The 21,585-nt window shown below is 42.0% G+C and carries 19 protein-coding genes; 8 read left to right on the plus strand and 11 right to left on the minus strand.

The features are described from left to right. Positions 1–575: 575 nt before the first annotated feature. The 5 genes from AJGP001_RS14385 to AJGP001_RS14405 all read right to left on the minus strand — a co-directional run bounded on the left by AJGP001_RS14385 (position 576) and on the right by AJGP001_RS14405 (position 6,579). Entirely contained in the window at positions 576–1,043 is a 468-nt protein-coding gene (locus AJGP001_RS14385; protein WP_058384370.1) for a threonine/serine exporter family protein, read from the minus strand. Between the two features lie 12 nt (positions 1,044–1,055). After that, positions 1,056–1,811 (minus strand): threonine/serine exporter family protein, encoded by a 756-nt coding sequence (locus AJGP001_RS14390; RefSeq protein WP_071153146.1) that lies wholly within the window; start codon positions 1,809–1,811, stop codon positions 1,056–1,058. Positions 1,812–1,927: 116 nt separating this feature from the next. Further along, entirely contained in the window at positions 1,928–3,067 is a 1,140-nt protein-coding gene (locus AJGP001_RS14395) for a zinc-dependent alcohol dehydrogenase (RefSeq protein ID WP_071153145.1), read from the minus strand. A gap of 102 nt (positions 3,068–3,169) precedes the next feature. After that, a complete protein-coding gene (locus tag AJGP001_RS14400) occupies positions 3,170–5,329 on the minus strand; it encodes a beta-propeller domain-containing protein (protein WP_078080688.1) in 2,160 nt (719 codons plus the stop codon). Positions 5,330–5,397: 68 nt separating this feature from the next. Continuing rightward, positions 5,398–6,579, minus strand: coding sequence for an alanyl-tRNA editing protein (locus AJGP001_RS14405; protein ID WP_071153144.1), 1,182 nt, complete (start codon positions 6,577–6,579; stop codon positions 5,398–5,400). 107 nt (positions 6,580–6,686) lie between these two features. Between AJGP001_RS14405 and AJGP001_RS14410 the strand changes: the two genes are divergently transcribed. Beyond that, positions 6,687–7,598: a diacylglycerol/lipid kinase family protein gene (locus AJGP001_RS14410; RefSeq protein ID WP_071153143.1), complete on the plus strand. Its 912-nt coding sequence runs from the start codon at positions 6,687–6,689 to the stop codon at positions 7,596–7,598. Between the two features lie 86 nt (positions 7,599–7,684). Here the strand turns inward: AJGP001_RS14410 and AJGP001_RS14415 are convergent, their stop codons facing one another. Beyond that, the gene (locus AJGP001_RS14415) at positions 7,685–8,851 is read right to left on the minus strand and encodes a saccharopine dehydrogenase family protein (protein ID WP_078080689.1); all 1,167 of its coding nucleotides are present in this window, start codon (positions 8,849–8,851) and stop codon (positions 7,685–7,687) included. An 18-nt stretch (positions 8,852–8,869) separates the two neighbouring features. After that, positions 8,870–10,351 carry an aldehyde dehydrogenase family protein gene (locus AJGP001_RS14420; protein WP_078080690.1) on the minus strand — a complete coding sequence of 494 codons (1,482 nt, stop codon included), beginning with the start codon at positions 10,349–10,351 and terminating at the stop codon, positions 8,870–8,872. 262 nt (positions 10,352–10,613) lie between these two features. Here AJGP001_RS14420 and AJGP001_RS14425 point away from each other — a divergent pair, with 262 nt between their 5' ends. The 7 genes from AJGP001_RS14425 to AJGP001_RS14450 all read left to right on the plus strand — a co-directional run bounded on the left by AJGP001_RS14425 (position 10,614) and on the right by AJGP001_RS14450 (position 17,173). Continuing rightward, positions 10,614–11,471 (plus strand): MerR family transcriptional regulator, encoded by an 858-nt coding sequence (locus tag AJGP001_RS14425; protein ID WP_245830201.1) that lies wholly within the window; start codon positions 10,614–10,616, stop codon positions 11,469–11,471. Then, on the plus strand, positions 11,464–11,604 hold the full coding sequence (locus tag AJGP001_RS17565) for a hypothetical protein (protein ID WP_169835278.1): 141 nt from the start codon (positions 11,464–11,466) through the stop codon (positions 11,602–11,604). The genes AJGP001_RS14425 and AJGP001_RS17565 overlap by 8 nt, the downstream gene beginning before the upstream one ends. Before the next feature lie 160 nt (positions 11,605–11,764). Next, entirely contained in the window at positions 11,765–13,303 is a 1,539-nt protein-coding gene (locus AJGP001_RS14430; protein WP_151897518.1) for an ATP-binding protein, read from the plus strand. After that, positions 13,296–13,973, plus strand: coding sequence for a response regulator (locus AJGP001_RS14435; protein ID WP_410477390.1), 678 nt, complete (start codon positions 13,296–13,298; stop codon positions 13,971–13,973). Before AJGP001_RS14430 ends, AJGP001_RS14435 begins: the two co-directional genes overlap by 8 nt. Positions 13,974–14,109: 136 nt before the next feature. Next, positions 14,110–15,129 (plus strand): Bug family tripartite tricarboxylate transporter substrate binding protein, encoded by a 1,020-nt coding sequence (locus tag AJGP001_RS14440; protein WP_071153140.1) that lies wholly within the window; start codon positions 14,110–14,112, stop codon positions 15,127–15,129. Positions 15,130–15,178: 49 nt separating this feature from the next. Beyond that, positions 15,179–15,628: a tripartite tricarboxylate transporter TctB family protein gene (locus tag AJGP001_RS14445; RefSeq protein WP_071153139.1), complete on the plus strand. Its 450-nt coding sequence runs from the start codon at positions 15,179–15,181 to the stop codon at positions 15,626–15,628. 18 nt (positions 15,629–15,646) lie between these two features. Beyond that, entirely contained in the window at positions 15,647–17,173 is a 1,527-nt protein-coding gene (locus AJGP001_RS14450; protein ID WP_058384358.1) for a tripartite tricarboxylate transporter permease, read from the plus strand. Between the two features lie 52 nt (positions 17,174–17,225). Here AJGP001_RS14450 and trhO read toward each other — a convergent pair whose 3' ends face one another. The 4 genes from trhO to AJGP001_RS14470 form a co-directional block, all read right to left on the minus strand. After that, positions 17,226–18,188, minus strand: coding sequence for an oxygen-dependent tRNA uridine(34) hydroxylase TrhO (trhO, locus tag AJGP001_RS14455; protein ID WP_071153138.1), 963 nt, complete (start codon positions 18,186–18,188; stop codon positions 17,226–17,228). Positions 18,189–18,668: 480 nt separating this feature from the next. Further along, complete coding sequence (locus AJGP001_RS14460) at positions 18,669–19,619, minus strand: 2-hydroxyacid dehydrogenase (RefSeq protein WP_071153137.1); 951 nt, start codon at positions 19,617–19,619, stop codon at positions 18,669–18,671. Positions 19,620–19,691: 72 nt separating this feature from the next. Further along, complete coding sequence (locus tag AJGP001_RS14465) at positions 19,692–20,306, minus strand: DedA family protein (protein ID WP_071153136.1); 615 nt, start codon at positions 20,304–20,306, stop codon at positions 19,692–19,694. A 13-nt stretch (positions 20,307–20,319) separates the two neighbouring features. Then, positions 20,320–21,408, minus strand: coding sequence for a metallophosphoesterase (locus tag AJGP001_RS14470; protein WP_071153135.1), 1,089 nt, complete (start codon positions 21,406–21,408; stop codon positions 20,320–20,322). Positions 21,409–21,585: the final 177 nt, after the last annotated feature.

Genomic DNA, 21,585 nt, shown 5'->3' on the forward strand with positions numbered 1-21,585 from the left:
CCGTGTAGATTCGACGGGCATAAGGCGATGTGGCGAAGCGGCATGTTTTCAGCCGCACTGCCGCATTGACTTATGACCCTAGAATCTGGGCGCTTGCGCTAGACAACAAAGAAAAGCGCACGCGCCCATGTAGATTCGACGGGCATAAGGCGATGTGGCGAAGCGGCATGTTTTCAGCCGCACTGCCGCATTGACTTATGACCCTAGAATCTGGGCGCTTGCGCTAGACAACAAAGAAAAGCGCACGCGTCCGTGTAGATTCGACGGGCATAAGGCGATGTGGCGAAGCGGCATGTTTTCAGCCGCACTGCCGCATTGACTTATGACCCTAGAATCTGGGCGCTTGCGCTAGACAACAAAGAAAAGCGCCCGTGTAGATTCGACGGGCATAAGGCGATGTGGCGAAGCGGCATGTTTTCAGCCGTACTGCCGCATTGACTTATGACCCTAGAATCTGGGCGCTTGCGCTAGACAACAAAGAAAAGCGCACGCGCCCGAAACAAAAGTCATAAAGACTACTCGAAATATAAAAACAGACGTTTTAACAACTTAAAAATGGGTCTGACAAACAAGAATTATTCTTGTGTCAGGCCCATTTTTCTTTGTATTCTTTTTGCCTGCCGCTTGAAAAACAGTTGCATCATTACTTCTGCAAAGACCAGGCCCATTGCAACAGCACCCGAAACCATCAATGCTTCAGAAGCAAATGAGATGGCTTCTAGATAATTATGTTCAACAATATTCCGCATCGCATTATACGCCTTGCTCCCCGGTACTAATGGAATAATTCCGGCGATACTAAAAATAATCATCGGCATACGGAATTTTTTAGCCAGCAAATGCGCTACAATAGAGACAACAAATGCACCGGCAAAAGATGCCTGCACCGAGTCTCCAAAGGCCAGGAAAAATGTGCGGTAAATGAGCCAGCCACTCATGCCGACCAGTCCACAGCTGACCAGCGTTCTACGTGGCGTATTGAAGATGACGCCGAACGCGCCGGCAGCCAAAAAACTGAGAAATGCTTCTAATGGCCAGTTCATGCGATCTCCTCCTTAAAATGATAAAACTACCGCGATTCCTGCGCCAATGGCAAACGCTGTTAAAAACGCCTCTGCTCCTTTAGACAATCCCGATACGAAATGTCCTGCCATCAAGTCCCGAACCGCATTGGTGATGAGCAATCCAGGAACAAGCGGCATAAGTGAGCCAATAATCAATGTGTCCAAATCGGTCGCAAATCCGGTATATACCGCGATAGAGGCTAAAATTCCGACGATAAAAGCTCCGATAAATTCCGCGAATATCTTCACACGAGTTTCTTCAAGAATGGTTTCTACAATAATAAACCCGGTGCCTCCAAACACAAACGCAAAAGGAAGATCAATCCAACTACCTCCCAATAAAATTAAAAAACAAGCACTTGTTATAGAAGCTGCCAAAGTTTGCACCCATATATGAAATCGATAATTGGTTTGGTCAATGGTCATCAGTTCGTCATAAGCTTGTTGCAATGTAAATTCTCCAGCTACTAACTTTCGCGAAACAGAGTTGACAAGGGCAACTCTCTCTAAATCTGTACTGCGGTTGTTAATACGCACAAATCGCGTAGCCAATTCTTCACTTGGAGAAAACATGATACCTGCTGGCGTCACGAAACAGTGAGAATTTACCATGTTTTGTGAACCAGCCATTCGGATCATCGTATCTTCAACTCGATAGGTTTCTGCTCCACTTTCCATCATAATTCTGCCTGCTAGCAGAAAACAATCCAAGGCGAGCTCACGTCTGGTTTCTCCTACTTGCGTCACATAGTTTGCTCCTCTCGCAGTTGATTTCTGTATTCATCATAACGCAGATAGACAAAAAACTAAACGCCCCGAAGAATCGAGGCGTTTAGTCAATACTTTCGTATGCACATTATCAACTATGGTTTCAACACGACTTTTGTACAATTGTCCTGATGGTCATTAAAAATTTGATAAGCATCGCTAGCACTTTCTAAAGGCATTATATGTGAAATAATTTCACGGGGATCAAATTCTCCGTTTTCAATTTTTTGATAAAGCATTGGCATTAAGTGAATTACTGGAGCCTGTCCCATTTTCAATGTGACATTGCGCTCAAACATATTTCCAAGCGGGAACTGATTATAAGTCAATCCGTAAACCCCTGTCAATTGAATCGTTCCAAATTTGCTTACTGCATCTTTTGCGATGTCAATGGCACTGAGCGTACCGCCCTGCAGCATCAATTTTTGCTGTGCGGCTTCTGCTGGCGATTTTTTGCCATCCATTCCAACACAGTCAATCACAACACGTGCTCCACCTTGCGTGATTTCATGAATCAACGCACCCGTGTTGTCGTGCTTACTGAAATCGACAATCTCCACATTGTTTATTTTTTTAGCGAGTTCCATTCGGTAAGGAATTTCATCTACTGCAATAACGCGACTAGCGCCCTGCATCCAAGCAAATTTCTGAGTCATGAGTCCAATAGGACCACAACCTAGAACAACTACGGTATCGCCTTTTTTTACGCCTGCATGTTCTACACTCCACCAGGCAGTCGGTAAGACGTCTGATAAAAACAGCAACGATTCATCTTCTAACTCCGAGGACTCAGGAATCAACAGGGGTGTGAAATTTCCATAAGGCACGCGCAAATACTCCGCTTGACCACCTGAATAATCACCATAACGTTCCGTCAGACCAAAATAGGCACCGGTATCGAAATGAGGATTGCCGTTTGAGTTATCACACTGGCTTTCCATTTCGTTGCTACAGTAAAAACATTTACCACAACTGATATTGAACGGCAGGACAATGCGATCGCCTTTTTTCACTTTAGTAACGTCCGGTCCCACTTCTTCTACAATTCCCATCGGTTCGTGTCCAATGACCGTGTTTTTGGTTGTCGGTAATGCACCTTGATAGATATGCAAATCTGTTCCGCAAATAGCTGTTGCCGTTATTTTTACAATAATATCATCTTTTTTCTGAATTTCAGGATCTTTTACATTTTTCACTTGCATATCTTTCGTTCCTTGAAACGTTACTGCTTTCATCATTATCCCTCCAATTGTAGTTTTAGAATACTGTTCCTGTTCCCTTTTCATCTTGATTAAAACATAAAAAAAAGAAGCGAATAACACTCGCTTCTTTACGTATTAATCGAATACCAAATCGCTGATTGGTTCGAATGTCTCCAATCCATAGCTATGGATTTCGCTAGTAGCTATCGTGTAGAGCGCCTCATCAATATAGAGAATTCGCTGAATAGCTGAATGCCAATCTTCGTACTCATTATTCGTTTGTTCAACTAAACTTGCCGTTTGTGAAATACCATCTGGAGTAATTGTGTAAATCAATGCTCCTTCACCTTCAAATTCTACATACTCACCAGTAGTTTCATCATATAAACTAATTGGAAAGCCAAATAGATTTTTCTCTTGATGAGTAAATAAAGCTTTGTGATCGTATTGAAGTGCAGAGTATGTTCCAGGTCCTCCAATAATTTCAGTGTCTTTTTCTAGTGGATTCGCAAAATCACTGACGTCGAATAAGGAAATTTTCATTCCTCCTGCGACTACTCGCGGTTCTCCGTTCTTAACAGGTATTAGCTTTGTGTCATAGCCAAAACCAATCAAGTGATCTTCATCCAGTGGGTGTAAATAATTAGAGAAGCCCGGTATCTTCAACTCTCCAAGTACTTTTGGAGAAGCAGGAGTCGAAACATCAATGACGAAAAGCGGATCTGTTTCTTTAAATGTCACCATGTAGGCCTTATCCTTAATAAAGCGTGCTGAATAAATTCGCTCACCGGGAGCCAAATCTTCCACCGATCCCACTTGCTTCATCTGCTCATCCAGTATGAATAAATGATTTTTTGAAGGGCTGGTTAAGTCCCACGCAACGCCTTCCGTTGTAGCTGCTCGGAAATGACCCTCGTATTCATCCATGGAAAACTGATTGAGCAAGGAACCGGTTATTTCTGCAGAAGCTAAAAACTCAACATTTACACCACTCAAATTGAATTTAAAGACTTCTGTATTCGCTTGCTGAGGGAGCCAAACATCCATTCTCGGACTATCACGTAGCTTTTCATTCGTTAACGGAACATACACAGGTGCCGTCAAATAAAGATGGTCTTGGTTCATATACAGCTGGTCACTGCCACCCAAAAATCCTTCTGTTGAAATATCGTTCGTATCAGGTGCCGTCAAATCAATGGCTGTGATGACGCTATAGCTGCCTTCTGCCGTTCCAGGCAAAATGGCAATGCTGTCGTAATCTACAGGTTCAAATTCGCCTCCATGCTTCGAATCATATTGATGAGGACGAAGTTCAGGCTTCTCTTGTTCTTCTAGCATCCAATAATCGGGATAAACGTTTGTAACAAAGTAAAGAATGTTATTCGTCAACCTAGCGCCGCTCATATTCCCTTCCGTTCCAAACTCACGAAGCAGTTGAGGAGATTTTGGGTCGCTGATGTTGTATAAATGAACAGAAGTAACACCCATCTGCGGTCGGTAGTTATGTGGTAGACGGAAATTATCGATTGGTTGAGCTGAGTACCAACTGCCCATGACTACTAATGTGTCTCCTGATAAGAATAGTTGCTGGGGATACATATCATCATTAAAAGACAGCTCCGCTGCAACAGTCATTTTTTCTGGATTCTGAACATCTGTAACAATGACACGTGATTCACTAATAGAATAGATATACGAACCATCCGTTTTCACCAAGTCCGCTTCGTCTACCCCTTCCACTTGATTGTTAGTAGTCGAATAACTTCTTTCTGCATCCATACCAGTACCAGACGCCGTGTCTGTCGATTCTGCTGACTCTTCTCCTCCACTTTCTAAAACAACGCCGCCATTTTGTTGGTTATTTTGTTGCATCTCCAATAAACGCACAAAATAAGCTGTTAATTCTTTCTCACCCGACAACTTCTCCAATTGCTCTTGTACAACAAATAAGATTTCTGTGTCTACTAAACTTTTCATGAAGCTGTTTTTCAATGCAGCTTTTTTAACATGTAATTGATATTCGCCGGTAGTAATTTCTGGTATTTCCAATGTCTTGCCGTTGTTCTGAATGCGCATTTCAACTTCCACACGTTTGCCTTGTGCATCCGTAATGTAGACATCCCCCTTATCAACGGCTTTTAGTTGGAGCGGCGAAGAAAAGCTAGCCTTCCACCCTTGTTCCGTTAAAACAACAGGGGAAGCACTTACAGAGACTTTATCATTGAGAAAAATAACTACTAAACCAATTGCTACAGCGGCAATGACAGCAACGATCCAAATCTTTTTCTTCTTCATGACACTTCACACCCTTTCAGACATCCCTTTTCTCATTAGACAGGGAATCACTGGAAAAGTTACACATTTCACTCAACGTTTTTTAATTCTTCCGAAAAAATAGATATGAATGTTTCTGGCAATTCAGTAGTCTTGCCGCCTCCTTGAGCAAATTGAGCATTTCCGCCGCCTTTGCCTTCCGTCAAGGCTAAGAGTGACTTTAGCACTTCCCGCATATCTCCTTGTGCTTGTTGTCCTTTTGCACAAACGAAACGTACGTCATTTTCTGCCATGCTCATCAACAGCACCGTTGAAAATGGATGCTGACTGATCACTAGTCGAGCAAGTTGTTGTAATTCTTTAAGTGGACGATTTTCGAAAACTCTCGATACGGCACCATTATCTGGTAAAATCGCATTTGCTTCTAAGTTTAACACTTGTTCTTGAAGACTTTTTATCACTTTGTCAGCTACTGCCTTGTCTGTGAGTAGGGCTTCTGCTGCATTCGGTAGTTCTGCCGTTGGAGCATTTAGCTGTGCAACTAACTGATCAGTCGTTGCTACTAGGAAATTAAAATAGTGCAATGCACGATTGCCGCATAAAAAATAAATACGCATACCGCCTTTTGCTTTCTCAGTCGAAATAATTTTCAACTGACCAATACTTGCTGTATTTTTCGGATGCGTGCCGCCACAAGCGTTCAAATCAATTCCAGCGATTTCAACTAATCGAATATCCCCTTCCACGACTGGTGGCTTTCTCAAAGCTAGTTCTTTAGCTTGTTCAGCATTTACCCATGTCGTAGAGATCGGCAGGCCTTGTCCGATGAGGTTATTTGCTTTTTTTTCAATTTCTTGAAGCTGTGCGTTTGTTGCTGTATCCAAATCCAAATCAATGGAAACTCGTTCTTTTCCTAGATGAAAACTTTGTGTCTTTAAGCCTAAATTATCTTCAAATAGTGCACTCAACAAATGTTGTCCCGCATGTTGTTGCATATGATCCCATCTTCTTTGCCAATCTATTTGGATAGAAAAACTTTCTTCCGGTAGCTGGATATCTACGTAATGACGAATCTCACCTTTCACAGACTGTACGTCTACTACTTTGGCTGGTCCAATCTTCCCCGTATCTGCCGGTTGCCCGCCACCTTCTGGATAAAAGCAACTTTGATTTAAAATGACATAGTAGCCGGTTTCGTCTTTGCCGCTGTTCATTACTCGTACGTCTGCAGTTGAAATTTCAGAATCCTGGTAATACAATTTCGTGGTCATGTAAACACCTCTTCTTTAGTAGGTACAGCTTTACTCGCTTTTGTAGTTTATATAATTTGTGTTAGTGGAATTATAAAGATAAACAGACTTACAGGAGGGCAAGAGACATGCCTAAATTCAATCGTTCCGTATTATTGTATAACGGCAATGCAGGACCGTCTACGGTGGACGCTGTTTTAAGACTCGCTGTACCTCATTTGGCTCAAGCATCTCAGTCACTCGAAATAATTCAGACGCACTCTCCAGAGGAATTTGAAACAGCTTGTAAGCTTGCTGCGAAGGATGCAGATGTTCTGTTTATTGCGGGGGGTGACGGTACTGTCCATTCTGCTGTTCGGGCTTTATCGACAATTGAGTCACCTGCGCCCCTTGCCATATTGCCGAGCGGTACGTGCAATGACTTTGCGCGTACGTTGAATATTCCGCTAGACTTAGATTTAGCAGCATCGGAATTGATCAACGGCGAAATCAAGCAGTTAGATACTGGGAGAATTAATGGAGGATCTTTTCTGAATTTCGCGGGAATCGGTTTGATTACCGATGCGTCTTCTAACATCGATCCTTTCTTAAAAGAACGTTACGGTAGAATTAGTTATTTCATGAGCGCTCTGCAATCCATGCGGCAAGCCACTCCATTTTCCATGCATTTAAAAATCGATGGGATTAGCTATGCTGAAGAAGGTGTTCTCGTACTGGTTATGAACGGCAAATCGATTGGCACTCATAACTTCCCGCTGGCAACGATTGACCCAGCTGATGGTTTGTTGGATTTATTTATTATCCAAACCTCATCCTTGGCTGCATTGCGGGAATGGTTTTCATTAGCTCAGCCTGAAGTTGCAACAGAAGAATTAGAGCATGTCGCTCATTACCAGGGTCGCTCTATTTCCATCGCGACCGATACAGAATTGGATGTCGATACGGACGGCGAAATTTATTTAAAAACGCCACTCGACATCGAAATACTTCCAAGTAGTTTGAAAATGTTAGTGCCAAAAAAGGTGGAACTGCTTATTTGAACGTCAAAAGAGAGGACCCGATAGGAATCCTCTCTTTTTTATAGTTGTCAGTCTTTCTGCTAAATTAGACTGCCATCGCTAGTTTTTTATTGTTGAAGGGCTGAGCGATGAACAGTTTCTTTAATAGCCACTCCACGTTTCGCCATCTCTGCTATATATTCTTCTCCAGGGACGATCATTTCTGGTGGATAAGCGCCTCGCTTGTCTATAATCCCTTTGCCAATCATCTGCGCTACGACTGAAATAGTAAAAGCCGTAGCTCGTGCCATTGCGGTGACACCGGTTTCAGGATTTTTAATCGTTACCATATTGTATTCGTAGCGGATTTCTTCTCCCGCTTTGATGCCCGACACCATTACCCGTAAGACGACCGCGTCCTGTTTGTCTCCAAGCTCTGTTATCGGTTCAAGCACGGCTTTTAAAACAGACCGAAGCTTTATTTCACGTCCGTCCACAGTCACTGTTTTCGTTCGATTAGTGAGACCTAAATCAACTAATAATTTAACCTTCTCGGCATGCCCCTTATAACGCAAAGTTTTGTATTCCAACGAATTGATATCACTGAAAGTATCCGTCAAAGTCGAAGTTCCTCCAGAAGTATGAAAAGCTTCTAGTTCACCAAAATCCTCAAACTTCACATGCTCAATTTCAGATAAAGATTCAACCTCCAATAATTTCCCTTCACGAATGACGTGCGATTTGTCTGTGTAATGATCGAACACGCCTTCTAGTGAAAAAACGTGGTTGTATTCTAATGGTGGTTCTGGATGAACTGGAATTCCACCAACAAATAACCGGATATCGGAAACCTGGTCGAGTTTACTGGCGCCATACCCTGCTAAAATATTAATCATGCCAGGTGCTACGCCCAAATCGGGAATTAGTGTAACCCCTTTTCGCTGAGCTTCATCATGCATCTCTAACACTGCATCTGTAGCACCTCCGATATGGCCGCCTAAGTCTACGGAGTGAACACCACATTTGAGCGCAGTGGCTGCTACTTTTTCGTTAAAAGTATAAAACAGCGCATTAATAACGATATCACCTTTTGAAATAGCTGCCGATAATGCCTCGTCATCACTAGCATCCAATTCGAATACTTCTAGCTTGTTATTGCCGAGTTGCACCTTGAATGCTTCAGCTTGAGCTGTATTTCGATCTGCTAAAAAGACGCGTTCCACAGCCTCGTCAGCAACCAAATCCCTAGCTGCTTGTTTGCCCATTAATCCTGCGCCTAATACGACGATTTTCATCTCCCCATCCCCTCTCAATCAAGCTTCGTTATCGATTTGCGCACGCTGCAACTTCCCACTGTAATCAACATAGACACTCTTCCATTCTGTAAAAACGTCCAATGCCGCAACGCCTGAATCACGGTGACCATTCCCAGTCCCTTTAGTTCCACCAAACGGCAAGTGAATTTCCGCTCCGGTCGTTCCCGCATTAATGTAGACAATCCCGGTATCTAAATCACGTTGCGCTTTAAATGCACGATTTACATCAGCTGTATAAATTGAACTCGACAACCCGTAAATCACACCATTGTTCACATCAATTGCTTCTTCGAAAGTTGCCACTTCGATAATTGATACAACAGGACCAAAAATTTCTTCTTGCGCAATGCGCATTTCGGGTTTAACATCCGTGAACAATGTCGGAGCGTAATAGTTCCCTTTGTCGTAAATACCGCCGGTCAAAATCTCTCCACCAACCAGTAAGGTAGCTCCTTCTTGCTGGCCGATTTCAATATAGGAATGAATTTTTTCGACTGCTTTTCGATTGATAACCGGTCCGATTTTGATGGTTTCGTCTGTACCATCTCCAATTGTCAAAGTTTCCATTTTCGAAAGCAGCCGTTTCTGCAGTTCTTGCTTTACATCGGCATGAACAATTACCCGGCTACAAGCTGTGCAACGCTGACCAGCTGTACCAAATGCACTCCAAAGAATACCTTCTACGGCTAAATCTAAATCAGCATCTTCCATAACGATGACGGCATTTTTCCCACCCATCTCGAGAGATACTTTTTTCAAGTTGCGCCCTCCTGCTTCTGCTACTTTGCGACCGGTTTCTGTTGATCCTGTAAATGAGATAACCCTTACGCCTTCATGTTCGATAAGTGCTGTGCCTACTTCTGAGCCGGCTCCAAAAACAATATTAGCGACACCTTCTGGAAGACCCACTTCTTCAAAAATCTTTGCCATCTCATAGGCCATCATCGGCGTTTCCGTTGCAGGTTTCCAAATAAATGCATTGCCTCCAACAATTGCAGGAAATGATTTCCACGTGGCAATTGCTACAGGGAAGTTCCACGGAGTGATCAATCCTACGACACCAATTGGTGACCGGATGCTCATTGCGAATTTGTCGGCCAGTTCTGACGGGGTTGTTTCGCCGAACATGCGCCTTCCTTCTCCCGCCATATAATAAGCCATGTCAATTCCTTCTTGTACTTCACCACGACCTTCTTCAATCACTTTCCCCATTTCTTTCGTTAACACTTGAGCGAGGTGTTCTTTTCGCTCTTTCATCAGTCGACCAATTTCATATAAATAATCCGCACGTCTAGGTGCCGGTACTTTTGCCCACTTTTTTTGTGCTCCTAGTGCTGCCTTTACTGCTAAGTCGACATCCTGTGCTGTAGACATTCGAACTTGTGCCAGCTCTTCCCCATTTGCCGGATTCAAAACAGGTCTAAATTCCGCATGTTCTGCCTGCTGCCACTTACCATTCACAAAATTAGTCAATTTCATCGCCATTACCCCTCTCGACTACCTATCTTTGATAGCGCTTCCACTTTCATTATTTCACAATTATCTAGAAAATAATAGGAGATATCTGAAATATCTGATTTATTTATTTTGTTGATGTGAAAGTCATGTCATAAGACATGTGTTTTAACTTCCTCCCAAACTTAGATCTTCACCCCTAAAAAAAAGAAACAACGCATTTCCACATCATTTCTCATAAATGCTTGACACTAACGGTGCGTTATAGTGTATTTTAAAGAGAGAGGTGATTAGATTGTACAAAGTACAAGAAGTAGCAAAAATAGCCGGTGTTAGTGTGCGGACTCTTCATCACTACGATAGTATTGGCTTACTAAAACCGTCCAACATCGGAACTAACCGCTATCGTTATTACAATGGGCAAGATTTGAAATTGCTTCAACAGATTTTATTCCTAAAAGAGCTGGATTTTTCACTTAAGAAAATTCAAGAACTTGTCGCTGAAGGTTTTGACCGAGAATATGCACTAGCTCAGCATATCGAATTACTTCAACAGAAAAAACAGCGCATCGAAAAGCTGATTCAGACTGCACAATTGACTCAGCGGGAGTTACAAGGTTCAGAGAATTTGACTGATCAAGAACGTTTTTCAGCATTTGCTAGCAGTAAAGCTGAAAATCTGATTCAACAATACCAAAAGCCCGATATCGGTTCCCCAGATGTGGCACAAGTAGAAACTTCTCAAATTGCTTCTGCTTACGAATCAGATTCAACTGTTGTCGTTGCTCCTGTTGAAACAGTACTACACGAAGAATCGCCTTCAACTTCTAGTGAGTCCGTTCAAGTGGCAAAAGAAGAGGAAGATTTGGACGAAATTAATCGTGAAGGAGACCGTATCTACAATACGGTCGCAAGCTTAATGCACTTGTCTCCACAAACACCAGCGGTACAAAAAGAAATGAAAGCATACTATACGCTGTTAAATCGTTTTTATGACTGTTCGCCCAAAATGTTCCGTGGATTAGGCGATTTGTACGCGTCAGACAGTCGCTTTGCAAGCAACATTGATCAACATGGCCAAGGCTTAGCTAAATACCTCAAAGACGCCATGTACATTTATGCAGAAGACTTACAAGATGCGTGAACTTATCGGACCGTGTAGCAATTGTGGCAAAGATATCTATTGTCGTGATGGTTTTTTGGATGGAGTTTATGTAGACGGAGAACTGATTTGCTTTGAATGTGAAGAACAGCAAGAAGAACTGACGCAAAAGTAAAAGCTTTTGCGTTTTTTCTTTTTAAAAAAACATGGAATTCCCCTATTATTGACTATATAATTAGCCCATTAACTATGACAGCATATTGGAAACGAGTGATATTTAGATGCCCTTGCAGCGAAGGATCTTCTTATATGGAGCTTTATTTGTAGCATTTATAATGATTTTTGTTGGATTATCGTTTTATTTTACGATTTCAGAAGCAATTGAAGAACAAATGGGAAAACGTGCTTTGAATATTGCTGTTACCACTGCCGATCGACCAGATATAGTGCAAGGCTTTGCTGCTGACAGCCCTCATGTCTCACTTCAGCCAATCGCTGATGAAGTTCAACTACAAACTGGTGCTGAATATGTCGTCATTGGTAATGCAGAAGGAATCCGTTATACGCATCCTCTCCCAGACCGGATTGGTCAGAAAATGGTTGGCGATGATAACGAGCGCGCTATTTCTCAAGGCGAATCGTATGTCTCAGAAGCAGTTGGATCACTGGGTCCTTCTCTTCGAGGAAAGGCACCGATTGTTGATGAGCAGAATAATATCATTGGTGTTATTTCTGTAGGCTTCTTAAAAGCAGACATGACCTCCATTTTCATGCAATATGCCGATTCTATTCTTGTTATTGTGCTAATCGCGATTGCGATTGGCGGAGTTGCTTCAATGATTCTCTCTAAAAATATTAAAAAGATATTATTTGGGTTGGAGCCTGCAGAAATCGCTAGTTTGTTTATCGAAAGAAATACATTAATTGAATCAGTCAGAGAAGGCATCATTATGGTCAACAAAAGCGGTGAAATCACAATGGCTAATGCATCAGCCTATGAAGTTCTATCGTTGCCGAAAGGAAAAAAGCTTATTGGACAACTTATTGATGAAGTACTTCCCAATACCTTACTTCCTCAAGTGCTGCTCACAGGCGAGCAGCAATTAGATCGCCCCATGACCATACGTGGTAAGAAAACGATTGTTAATCGTATCCCCATTGTTATTAATGGTGAAATCGCGGGAGCAGTTTCTAGTTTTCGATTGCAGTCAGACCTAGATGGTCTTCGCAATGAATTGACTCAGATTAGGCAATATGCCGATTTGCTCCGTTCACAGACTCATGAAAACCACAACTTCCTTTATACGATTTTGGGACTGATTCAATTAAACTCACTAGATGAAGCGATGGATCTTATCCATAGCGAAGCAAAAGAGCAGCAATCACTCGTTCAGTTTGTTACGAATCGATTGCAAGACCCTCTACTTGGTGGCATTGTTATCGGTCTTTTCAACAAAGCCAGAGAGTTAAAAGTCAAATTTCTTCTGGATGAAGACAGTTATTTAGAAAAACTTCCTTCCTATCTTGAAAAAAGCCTATTTGTCTCGATTCTCGGTAATCTTGTAACTAATGCCTTTGAAGCCGTTGACTATCTCCCTGAAAATGAACGTTTGGTTAGGCTTCTCTTTGTTGATAATGGCCATGAAATTTTGATTGAAGTTGAAGATAGCGGAAAAGGGGTGGATCCACTCATTCTTTCCACTCTTTTTAAAGAACGGATTTCCACAAAAAATGGCAACGATCGCGGCTATGGCCTAGTAAAAGTTTATGGCAATGTTCACGATTTACAAGGAGAAATAACGATGGAGAATGGCGATTTTGGTGGAGCTTTGTTTATTATTTCCATACCGATCGGAGGAAATGAAGATGATTGAGATTCTCATTATTGAAGATGACAAGCGGATTGCAGACATACACAGGCGCTTTATTGAGAAAATCCAAGGATTTCAAGTAATAGGTGCTGCACATAATGGTGCTGAAGCAAAAGATTGGATACAAGTATTAAAGCCACAACTAATTTTGCTTGATGTATTCTTACCAGATATGAAAGGTACTGACTTGTTGCCTTTTATCAAATCTGAAAGCCCTGAGTCCGATATTATTTTTATCACAGCTGCTTCTGAAACAGCCATTGTCAAAAAAGCTTTTAGAGCCGGCGTTTCTGATTATATGCTCAAACCACTGACTTTTGATCGCTTTCAAAAAAGCCTTCTTGCCTATCAGTCGAAAAGCATGTCACTTGAGAAATCCGATTCCTTGAATGAGCAATCGATCGAACAGTTATGGAATAAAAACCACGAAGCTTATATGGAACAAGTGATTACTCCCAAGGGCATAGACCCAAGTACAATGATTAAAATAAAAGAAAAACTGGCGATCTCTTCAACTGGCATAACAGCTGAAGAAATGGGAATTGCCTGTGGCATGAGCCGTTCAACTGCACGCCGTTATCTTGAACACTTAACAGCAGACCAGAAGGCCCGAGCAGAATTACTTTACGGAACAATTGGAAGACCTGAAAGACGCTATTTTTTCACTCCGTGAACTTTATGAACAGTATTAACAATATGCACAGTATCCATCTTATGACAATAAACATCGAATTCATCCTATATTCTGATAAGTTGAAGACAGCGCTGAAAGCGTTGTCTTTTTACTATTATAAAAGGGGATGAATGATATGTTCAAAAAAATGATTGCTGTTTCTCTTGCTGGTATGTTAGCAATTGGTCTTGCTGCCTGCTCATCTGAAGAAAATTCTCAAGCTAGTGATGCTGGTTCGCCCGATTATCCCGAACGTGGACTAACAATTGTGGCCCCTTCTGGAGCGGGCGGTGGCTGGGATTTGACTGCGCGCTCTATTGCAAAAACTATGAATACAACAGGCATCATTGAAGAATCAATTATGGTCGAAAATAAACCCGGTGGTGGTGGAGCCGTTTATATGGCAGAATACGCTACGAAAGAAGTCGACAATGACTACATGCTTATGGTTAAATCTCCACCGATTCTAATCAACAATAGTAAAGCTGAAGGAAACAGTCCATACGGTTATAAGGATACAACACCACTGGCTCAACTGACACGTGATTATGGAGCGATTGTTGTTCGTGCAGATTCTGAATTCCAAACATTAACCGATGTTCTCGACGCGGTAAAGACTGATCCAAAAGCGGTTACATTTGCTGGTGGTTCTGCTCCGGGCTCAATGGATCATTTGGTCGGGATTTTGCCAGCATTTGAATATGGCATTGATCCAAAATCAGTGAAATACGTTTCTTATGATGGTGGTGGCGAAGCCGTAGCTGCATTGCTTGGCAATAACGCAGATGTCATCGCAACAGATGCATCTACGATTGGAGAATACATGAAATCTGGTGATGTTCGAGTATTGGCCGTAAGTTCTCCGGAACGTTTAGAAGGTGACTTAAGCGAAATCCCAACATTCAAAGAAGAAGGTATTGATACTGAATTTACGATTTGGCGCGGTATTTTCGGTCCTAAAGATATGTCAGATACCGCATACAAGTACTGGTCAGAAAAACTAGAAGAAATGTCTGGCAGCGAGGGATGGAAACAAGAACTTGAGCAAAATGGTTGGCAAAGTGAATACAAAAACGGCGAGGATTTCGAAAAATATTTACAAACTCAAGAAGAATTGATTGTTGAGTTGTTGACTGCACTTGATATGCAAAAGTAATTAGAACAGCGGCTTCGGCCGTTTTCTAATTTAAAAGGAGTGAAAGACAATGAGTAAAACCTTCGATCGGTTTGCTGGCATTATTTTCTTACTAATCGGCCTTTTATTTGTCATGGAAAGCCAGCGAATATCCGAGAGTTCTTACGGTTCAGCAGTCGGACCCGATATCTTTCCAATCGGCTTAGGCACTATTTTGATCCTCTTAAGTGCTCGCTTGCTATATGAAACTTTTCGTTACGAGGCCGGTGCAAAAAACGATGAACCGATTAAATACAAAAAGTTTTTCATCATTTTCTTTAGTGCTGTTCTATATGCTGCTTTCTTAGAGACACTTGGTTACGTCATTACGACTTTCTTATTTTTAGTCATAGCCTTTCAAACGATGGAAAGTGGAAAATGGCTTCATACATTGATTATTGCCACCGCATTTTCGTTTGGTGTCTACTATCTTTTCGCCGAATTTCTCGGCGGCTCATTACCGGGATTCCCTGAATTTTAAAACGAAAGGCGGATGGCAATGACTACTTTACAATTTTTAATGGATGGCTTCAGCATCGCATTCCAGTGGCAGAACATTCTCTTTGCGTTTGTAGGGGTCCTTATTGGAACAGCTGTTGGTGTATTGCCAGGTATTGGACCCATGAGTGGTGTAGCTCTTCTTATTCCAGTAACTGCAACAATCACTTCCGGCATGCCGACAGAAGCAGCTGCAGCAAGTTCCATCATCCTATTGGCCGGAGTTTATTACGGTGCGATGTACGGCGGCTCCACTACTTCTATTCTTTTGAACACACCAGGAGAATCTTCTTCTGTTGTCACAACGCTTGACGGTTATCAAATGGCGCGCCAAGGTAGAGCAGGAGCCGCTTTATCGATTGCAGCAATCGGTTCATTTGTGGCAGGAATTGTTTCTTTGATTGGTCTAGTATTATTGGCAGAGCCTTTGTCCAATGTGGCTCTCCAATTCGGACCCGCTGAATATTTTTCACTCATGTTACTCGGACTCGCCGCAGTAAGCGGATTGGCTGGAAAATCGATGACGAAAGCCTTAATGATGACCGTTTTCGGTTTGATTCTTGGCACAATCGGCATTGACGCGGTATCAGGAATTGCTCGCTTTACTTACGATTTACCCGTTCTTTACTCGGGCCTTGAGTTTTTAACAATCGCAGTTGGTTTGTTTGCGCTAGGTGAAGTATTTAAAACGATTTTAGAACGCGAGCATGAAGATGGTACGATTGCTAAAATCGGTAGAATCCTTCCTACTAAACAAGATTTAAAAGATAGTGCAAAACCAATTATGCGGGGATCTCTTTTAGGATTCTTTATCGGTGTACTTCCTGGTGCCGGCGCAACGCTCGCTTCGTTTTTCTCTTATATTGCCGAGAAAAAATTCAGCAAAACTCCTGAAAAATTTGGCACCGGGGCCATTGCGGGTGTTGCAGGTCCTGAATCAGCCAATAATGCTGCATCTGGTGGTGCTATGATTCCACTTTTAACATTAGGCATACCCGGGTCTGGAACCACAGCTATCCTAATGGGAGCACTTATCATGTATAACATTCAACCCGGTCCATTATTATTTGATGATCATCCTGAAGTGGCATGGGGACTTATCGCCAGTATGTTTGTCGGTAACTTGATGTTATTAATTTTGAACATGCCCTTGGTTAAAGTATTTGCCAAAATCATTGAAACCCCTAAAAAATATTTATTGCCCATCATCATAGCGATTTCTTTCTTTGGTGTATATGCTGTCCAATACACCACATTCGACCTCTTCTTACTACTTGCTTGTGGAATACTGGGATATGTACTCGTCAAAAACGATTTCCCTGTGGCACCACTCGTCTTAGCTTTGGTTTTAGGGCCCATGATTGAAAATAATCTCCGCAGAGCATTGACGATTTCAAATGGCGATTTCATGATTTTCTTTACCAAGCCACTGTCTTTAATTCTACTGATGGTAGCTGCTGCTTGGTTATTAATCCCTTTGCTATTGAAATTGAAAGGTCGCACTATTGTGTTAAACGAAGAAGATTGATATAGATTTCTAATACAAAAAAGCCTCCAAAAATTATGGAGGCTTTTTTTTATTAGATTGTTGTTACTTCCTTTAATGCATTTAAACGTTCTTGTACTTGCTCTCCAGTCAACCCGTGCTCGAAAGCATAACGGTTACGTGGATGTTCGCGACACTTGTCTGAACACGAACGCATGTATTTGTGTTCGTTTTCTTCAGAAGTCAACATTTTCGCGTTGCAATCAGGATTTGCACAGTTCACATAACGTTCGCATGGTTCTCCTGTGAAATGGTCTTTGCCGACAATGACGTGTTCAACTTGATTGACAGGTACAACAATACGCTCGTCGAATACATATAATTGTCCATCCCATAATTCACCTTTTACTTCAGGATCTTTGCCGTAATTAACGATGCCTCCGTGAAGTTGAGAAACATCCTCGTATCCTTCTTTTTTCAGCCAGCCAGAAAATTTTTCACAGCGGATTCCGCCTGTGCAATACGTCAGAATTTTTTTGCCTTCAAATTGTTCTTTATTGTCACGCATCCATTCTGGCAGATCGCGGAAGTTTTCAATATCTGGACGAATCGCGTTACGGAAATGCCCAAGATCGTATTCGTAATCATTTCGCGCGTCCAAAACGATGGTGTCTTGTTCTTGCATTTGTTTATAAAATTCCACTGGCTCTAAATAAGTGCCGGTCAGTTCGTTCGGGTTGATGTCTTCTTCTAATCCAAGATGAACGATTTCATTTTTTGCACGCACGTGCATTTTTTTAAACGCGTGGCCTTCAGCAGCATCGATTTTAAAAGCTGTATCCGAAAAGCGTGGATCACTTTTCAACATTTTCATATATGCTTCCGTCTGCTCAATTGTTCCTGAACACGTTCCGTTAATTCCTTCGTTAGAAACAAGAATTCGACCTTTTAGCTCTAGCTCTTTACAAGCAGCCAAATGCTCGGTAGCAAAGGTTTCTGGATCTTCTACCTCGACGTATTTATAATACAGTAAGACATTGTGTGTATGATTTTGCATGAATCATACCTCCTATTTCTTCAATTTGCTTCTGTAGCAAAAAAGCAACAAAAACCTCAACCATTTTATAACAAATAACGAAAAACTTCAACTTTATATTGATTGAACTCATGATTTCTACTTGTTACTATCCCGCAAACCAACTGTGCTTTCGAATCCATAGGTTGCGGATCGTGTAACTGGCGCGATCGGACGGCACGGTGCCAGTTGCCAAAGGCTTGTGCCATGTCTTCCCGTTACTAACGGAAAAATAGACACTACCTTCTTACTTAACAAGTTACTTCGCCTAAAGCAACCAGCGATGTAGAAGATTTGGTTTCTTTCATTTAGCTTATATAGTTATTAAGTAGTAATGCTCGAGGCTGGTCTAAATTAGCGACGCTTTGGAATAATCCGCGAATTTCCTAAGTTTATAAATTGCAGCTAAAATAACCCAATCAAAAAAGGCAGCTACTACAGCAGCTGCACTTTTTCTGCTAGTTAGCAGATTCTATTTTTTACTGATTTTTTTTCTAGACATGCTTTAATGGCTTCAGCATTCAATGCCATCATCTCAAAACGAGTTTGAATCGTGGCACTGCCAATATGCGGCAACACCGTAAGATTTGGCAATGTCAATAAGGGATGGTCTAGTGGTACAGGCTCTTGTTCAAATACATCCAGTCCGGCACCCCATATTTTCTGTTCTTTCAAAGCTTCATATAAGGCCGTTTCATCAACAATCCCGCCTCTAGCTACATTAATCAAACAAGCCGTATCTTTCATCAATGCCAGTTCGGCTGCTCCGATCATCCCTTTAGTTTCAGGTGTCAGCGGCGTTAAAATCACCACGTAATCTGAAACCTTCAGCAATTCTTCAAATTCAGCATAACGGACATCTTCAAGACTTTTACGCGTACGATTATGGTAAAGGATATTCATACCGAAACCTTGAGCACGGCGAGCTACAGCTTCACCAATTCGCCCCATACCAATAATTCCGAGCGTAGCACCGCCAACATTTTGTCCGGTCATTCCCATCGGTGTCCAAGATTTCCATTGTCCCGAACGAACAGTTTTTTCTGCTTCCATTATGTTGCGGGCCGTCGCAAGTAACAAAGCAAATGTTAAATCTGCGGTCGCCTCAGTTAAAACATCAGGCGTATTGGTTACCGTAACACCATGCTTCCGTGCCGCTTCTAAGTCGATGTTATTATAGCCAACTGCTAAGTTGCTAACGATTTTCAAGTTCGGTGCTGAACTAAACACTTCGTTGTCTATTTGGTCAGATAGCATCGTCCAAAGTGCATGCGCCTCTTTTGCTTCTTCAAGCAATCTCTCACGCGGTGCATGAGTGTCTTCTTCCGGCCACATGCGAACTTCATACTGCTCTGCTAATTCAGCTACTGCTTGATCCGGCAGCTTTTGTGTAATAAATACGATTGGCTTCATACCCATCCTCCATCCTCTATTATTAAACAATTATAACAATTTAAAAAACTGCCGGCAATTGCCAGCAGTTTCCTATTCGTTTGTTGTTTTTATTTTTTTGATGTAATACCCAATAGCTACGACAATACTCAACGCTAATAAGACGTACACAACATTGGAATAAAGACCAAACTGATGCATAATTTGTTCCCGGTTGTCTCCCACTGCTCGTCCGATAAACACCAAAACAGTATTCCACAACAAGGTGCCGAGCGTCGTAAAGCCAACGAACAGTCCAAATTTCATATTCGACATACCCGCAGGAATTGAAATTAGACTCCGCACTAAAGGAACCAACCGGCCAAAAAATACAGTCCAAACCCCAAAACGATCAAACCAGCTATCGGCCTTATGAATGTCTTGCTTTTTTACGCGCAACCAACTGCCGTATTTATCTATGATTTTCTCCAGCCGCTCAACGTCTAGTAATAAACCGACACCGTACAAAATTACCGCTCCAAGGACAGAGCCCGCAGTTGAAGCTAAAATCACTCCCGGTATTGTCATTGTGGTCGTCGTTGTCATAAATCCGCCGACCGTTAAAATCACTTCTGACGGAATCGGTGGAAAGACGTTTTCTAGCATAATTAGAAAAAATATACCCAAATAGCCATAATCCGACATGACTGAAGTAATCCATTCTTCCATAACAACACTCCTCTTAAGAAGATGAACGGAAATTCATCGTTATCGACCATAACTCTGAACGGCTTCCGATACGCAACGGCGGACCCCAAAATCCAAATCCGGAAGACACAAGAAAATGTGTCTTTTCGATTAAACGGTAGCCGTAATCCAGTTCGAAAATTCGTTTAGTCAATAAATGATTCGGCCACATCTGCCCTTTATGTGTGTGGCCTGACATGTGCAAATCTGCGCCTAATTCTCTGGGCGTTTTCAAATCGGCCGGCGTATGGTCCATTACGATCCAAGGCACCGTGTCTTTTTCAGGTTTCAACTCAAGCAACGACAGCCGATTGCCATTCGTACGATCTTCACGTCCCGTTAAATAAAAACGATTCGCAACTAAAATAGTTTCATCTCTTAATATTTTCACACCTGATTTATTCATGAGTCTTACGAGCAATGGAATTTTCTTGCCGTAATACTCATGATTTCCTAACACACCGTAAACACCCAGAGCTGGTTTCAACTGTTCCATGACTTCCGACATGCCATAACGCGCATACCAAACCGGATCGTCATCCACTAAATCACCTGCTAAAAAGACAACATCCGGATCAAGCGCATTTGTTTTAGTAACAAAACGTTGCAAATGTCGCTTGCCCGATAAAAACCCTAAGTGAAAATCGGAACCTACGACCATATGAAGAGGTTCCGCCTCTTTACCTTCTACGGTAATTTCAAGATTTCGAACAACCGGACTGTAAGCCAAGTAAGTGCCGACACTAAATAGCAGCAATAACATAATGGCAGTTAATGAACCTACAACAAACACATCATTTTTTAAATCCACCACTAGCACAATGAGATTTGCCACAGGAATCAACAAAATCGCATACTGCAAAAAAGCGAACCAATAAGAACCGAGCACCGTAAATCCAAGCCATCTGTGACCGATTCTTCCAATTACATAACTATAGGCAACCACCAACCACAAAGCCGCAAAAATCCACAGATTTACACTCTCTAAAAAACTCGTTAGCCAAACATAAACCGCCCAGCCCAAATAGGCAACAAGCGCTGTATAAATCAACAAGAAACTACCGATGCCCGCAACTATTTTCATAAAAACGCCTCTTTCTTCTTTTAAAATAAATCTCTGTACGAAAGATACATTTTTTCAATGTGATAAAAAACAGTATAGCATTCCAATTCATATCCTTCACAAAACAACTCTCCCTCGCCCCTCTCTAAGCACCGCCGCGCACAAGGACGAAGCAGAGCTCGAAGACTAGCGTTTTTT

Origin of the sequence: Planococcus faecalis (assembly GCF_002009235.1) — a bacterium.
Lineage (GTDB): Bacteria > Bacillota > Bacilli > Bacillales_A > Planococcaceae > Planococcus > Planococcus kocurii.

Bases quoted from the DNA above. Each gene is read 5' to 3' on its own strand.
- AJGP001_RS14445 (WP_071153139.1), top strand. From the start codon at position 15,179: ATGAGTAAAACCTTCGATCGGTTTGCTGGCATTATTTTCTTACTAATC.
- AJGP001_RS14465 (WP_071153136.1), bottom strand. From the start codon at position 20,306: ATGGAAGAATGGATTACTTCAGTCATGTCGGATTATGGCTATTTGGGT.
- AJGP001_RS14415 (WP_078080689.1), bottom strand. From the start codon at position 8,851: ATGAAAATCGTCGTATTAGGCGCAGGATTAATGGGCAAACAAGCAGCT.
- AJGP001_RS14385 (WP_058384370.1), bottom strand. From the start codon at position 1,043: ATGAACTGGCCATTAGAAGCATTTCTCAGTTTTTTGGCTGCCGGCGCG.
- AJGP001_RS14450 (WP_058384358.1), top strand. From the start codon at position 15,647: ATGACTACTTTACAATTTTTAATGGATGGCTTCAGCATCGCATTCCAG.
- AJGP001_RS14400 (WP_078080688.1), bottom strand. From the start codon at position 5,329: ATGAAGAAGAAAAAGATTTGGATCGTTGCTGTCATTGCCGCTGTAGCA.
- AJGP001_RS14410 (WP_071153143.1), top strand. From the start codon at position 6,687: ATGCCTAAATTCAATCGTTCCGTATTATTGTATAACGGCAATGCAGGA.
- AJGP001_RS14460 (WP_071153137.1), bottom strand. From the start codon at position 19,619: ATGAAGCCAATCGTATTTATTACACAAAAGCTGCCGGATCAAGCAGTA.
- AJGP001_RS17565 (WP_169835278.1), top strand. From the start codon at position 11,464: ATGCGTGAACTTATCGGACCGTGTAGCAATTGTGGCAAAGATATCTAT.
- AJGP001_RS14435 (WP_410477390.1), top strand. From the start codon at position 13,296: ATGATTGAGATTCTCATTATTGAAGATGACAAGCGGATTGCAGACATA.
- AJGP001_RS14440 (WP_071153140.1), top strand. From the start codon at position 14,110: ATGTTCAAAAAAATGATTGCTGTTTCTCTTGCTGGTATGTTAGCAATT.
- trhO (WP_071153138.1), bottom strand. From the start codon at position 18,188: ATGCAAAATCATACACACAATGTCTTACTGTATTATAAATACGTCGAG.
- AJGP001_RS14420 (WP_078080690.1), bottom strand. From the start codon at position 10,351: ATGAAATTGACTAATTTTGTGAATGGTAAGTGGCAGCAGGCAGAACAT.
- AJGP001_RS14430 (WP_151897518.1), top strand. From the start codon at position 11,765: ATGATTTTTGTTGGATTATCGTTTTATTTTACGATTTCAGAAGCAATT.
- AJGP001_RS14470 (WP_071153135.1), bottom strand. From the start codon at position 21,408: ATGAAAATAGTTGCGGGCATCGGTAGTTTCTTGTTGATTTATACAGCG.
- AJGP001_RS14395 (WP_071153145.1), bottom strand. From the start codon at position 3,067: ATGAAAGCAGTAACGTTTCAAGGAACGAAAGATATGCAAGTGAAAAAT.
- AJGP001_RS14405 (WP_071153144.1), bottom strand. From the start codon at position 6,579: ATGACCACGAAATTGTATTACCAGGATTCTGAAATTTCAACTGCAGAC.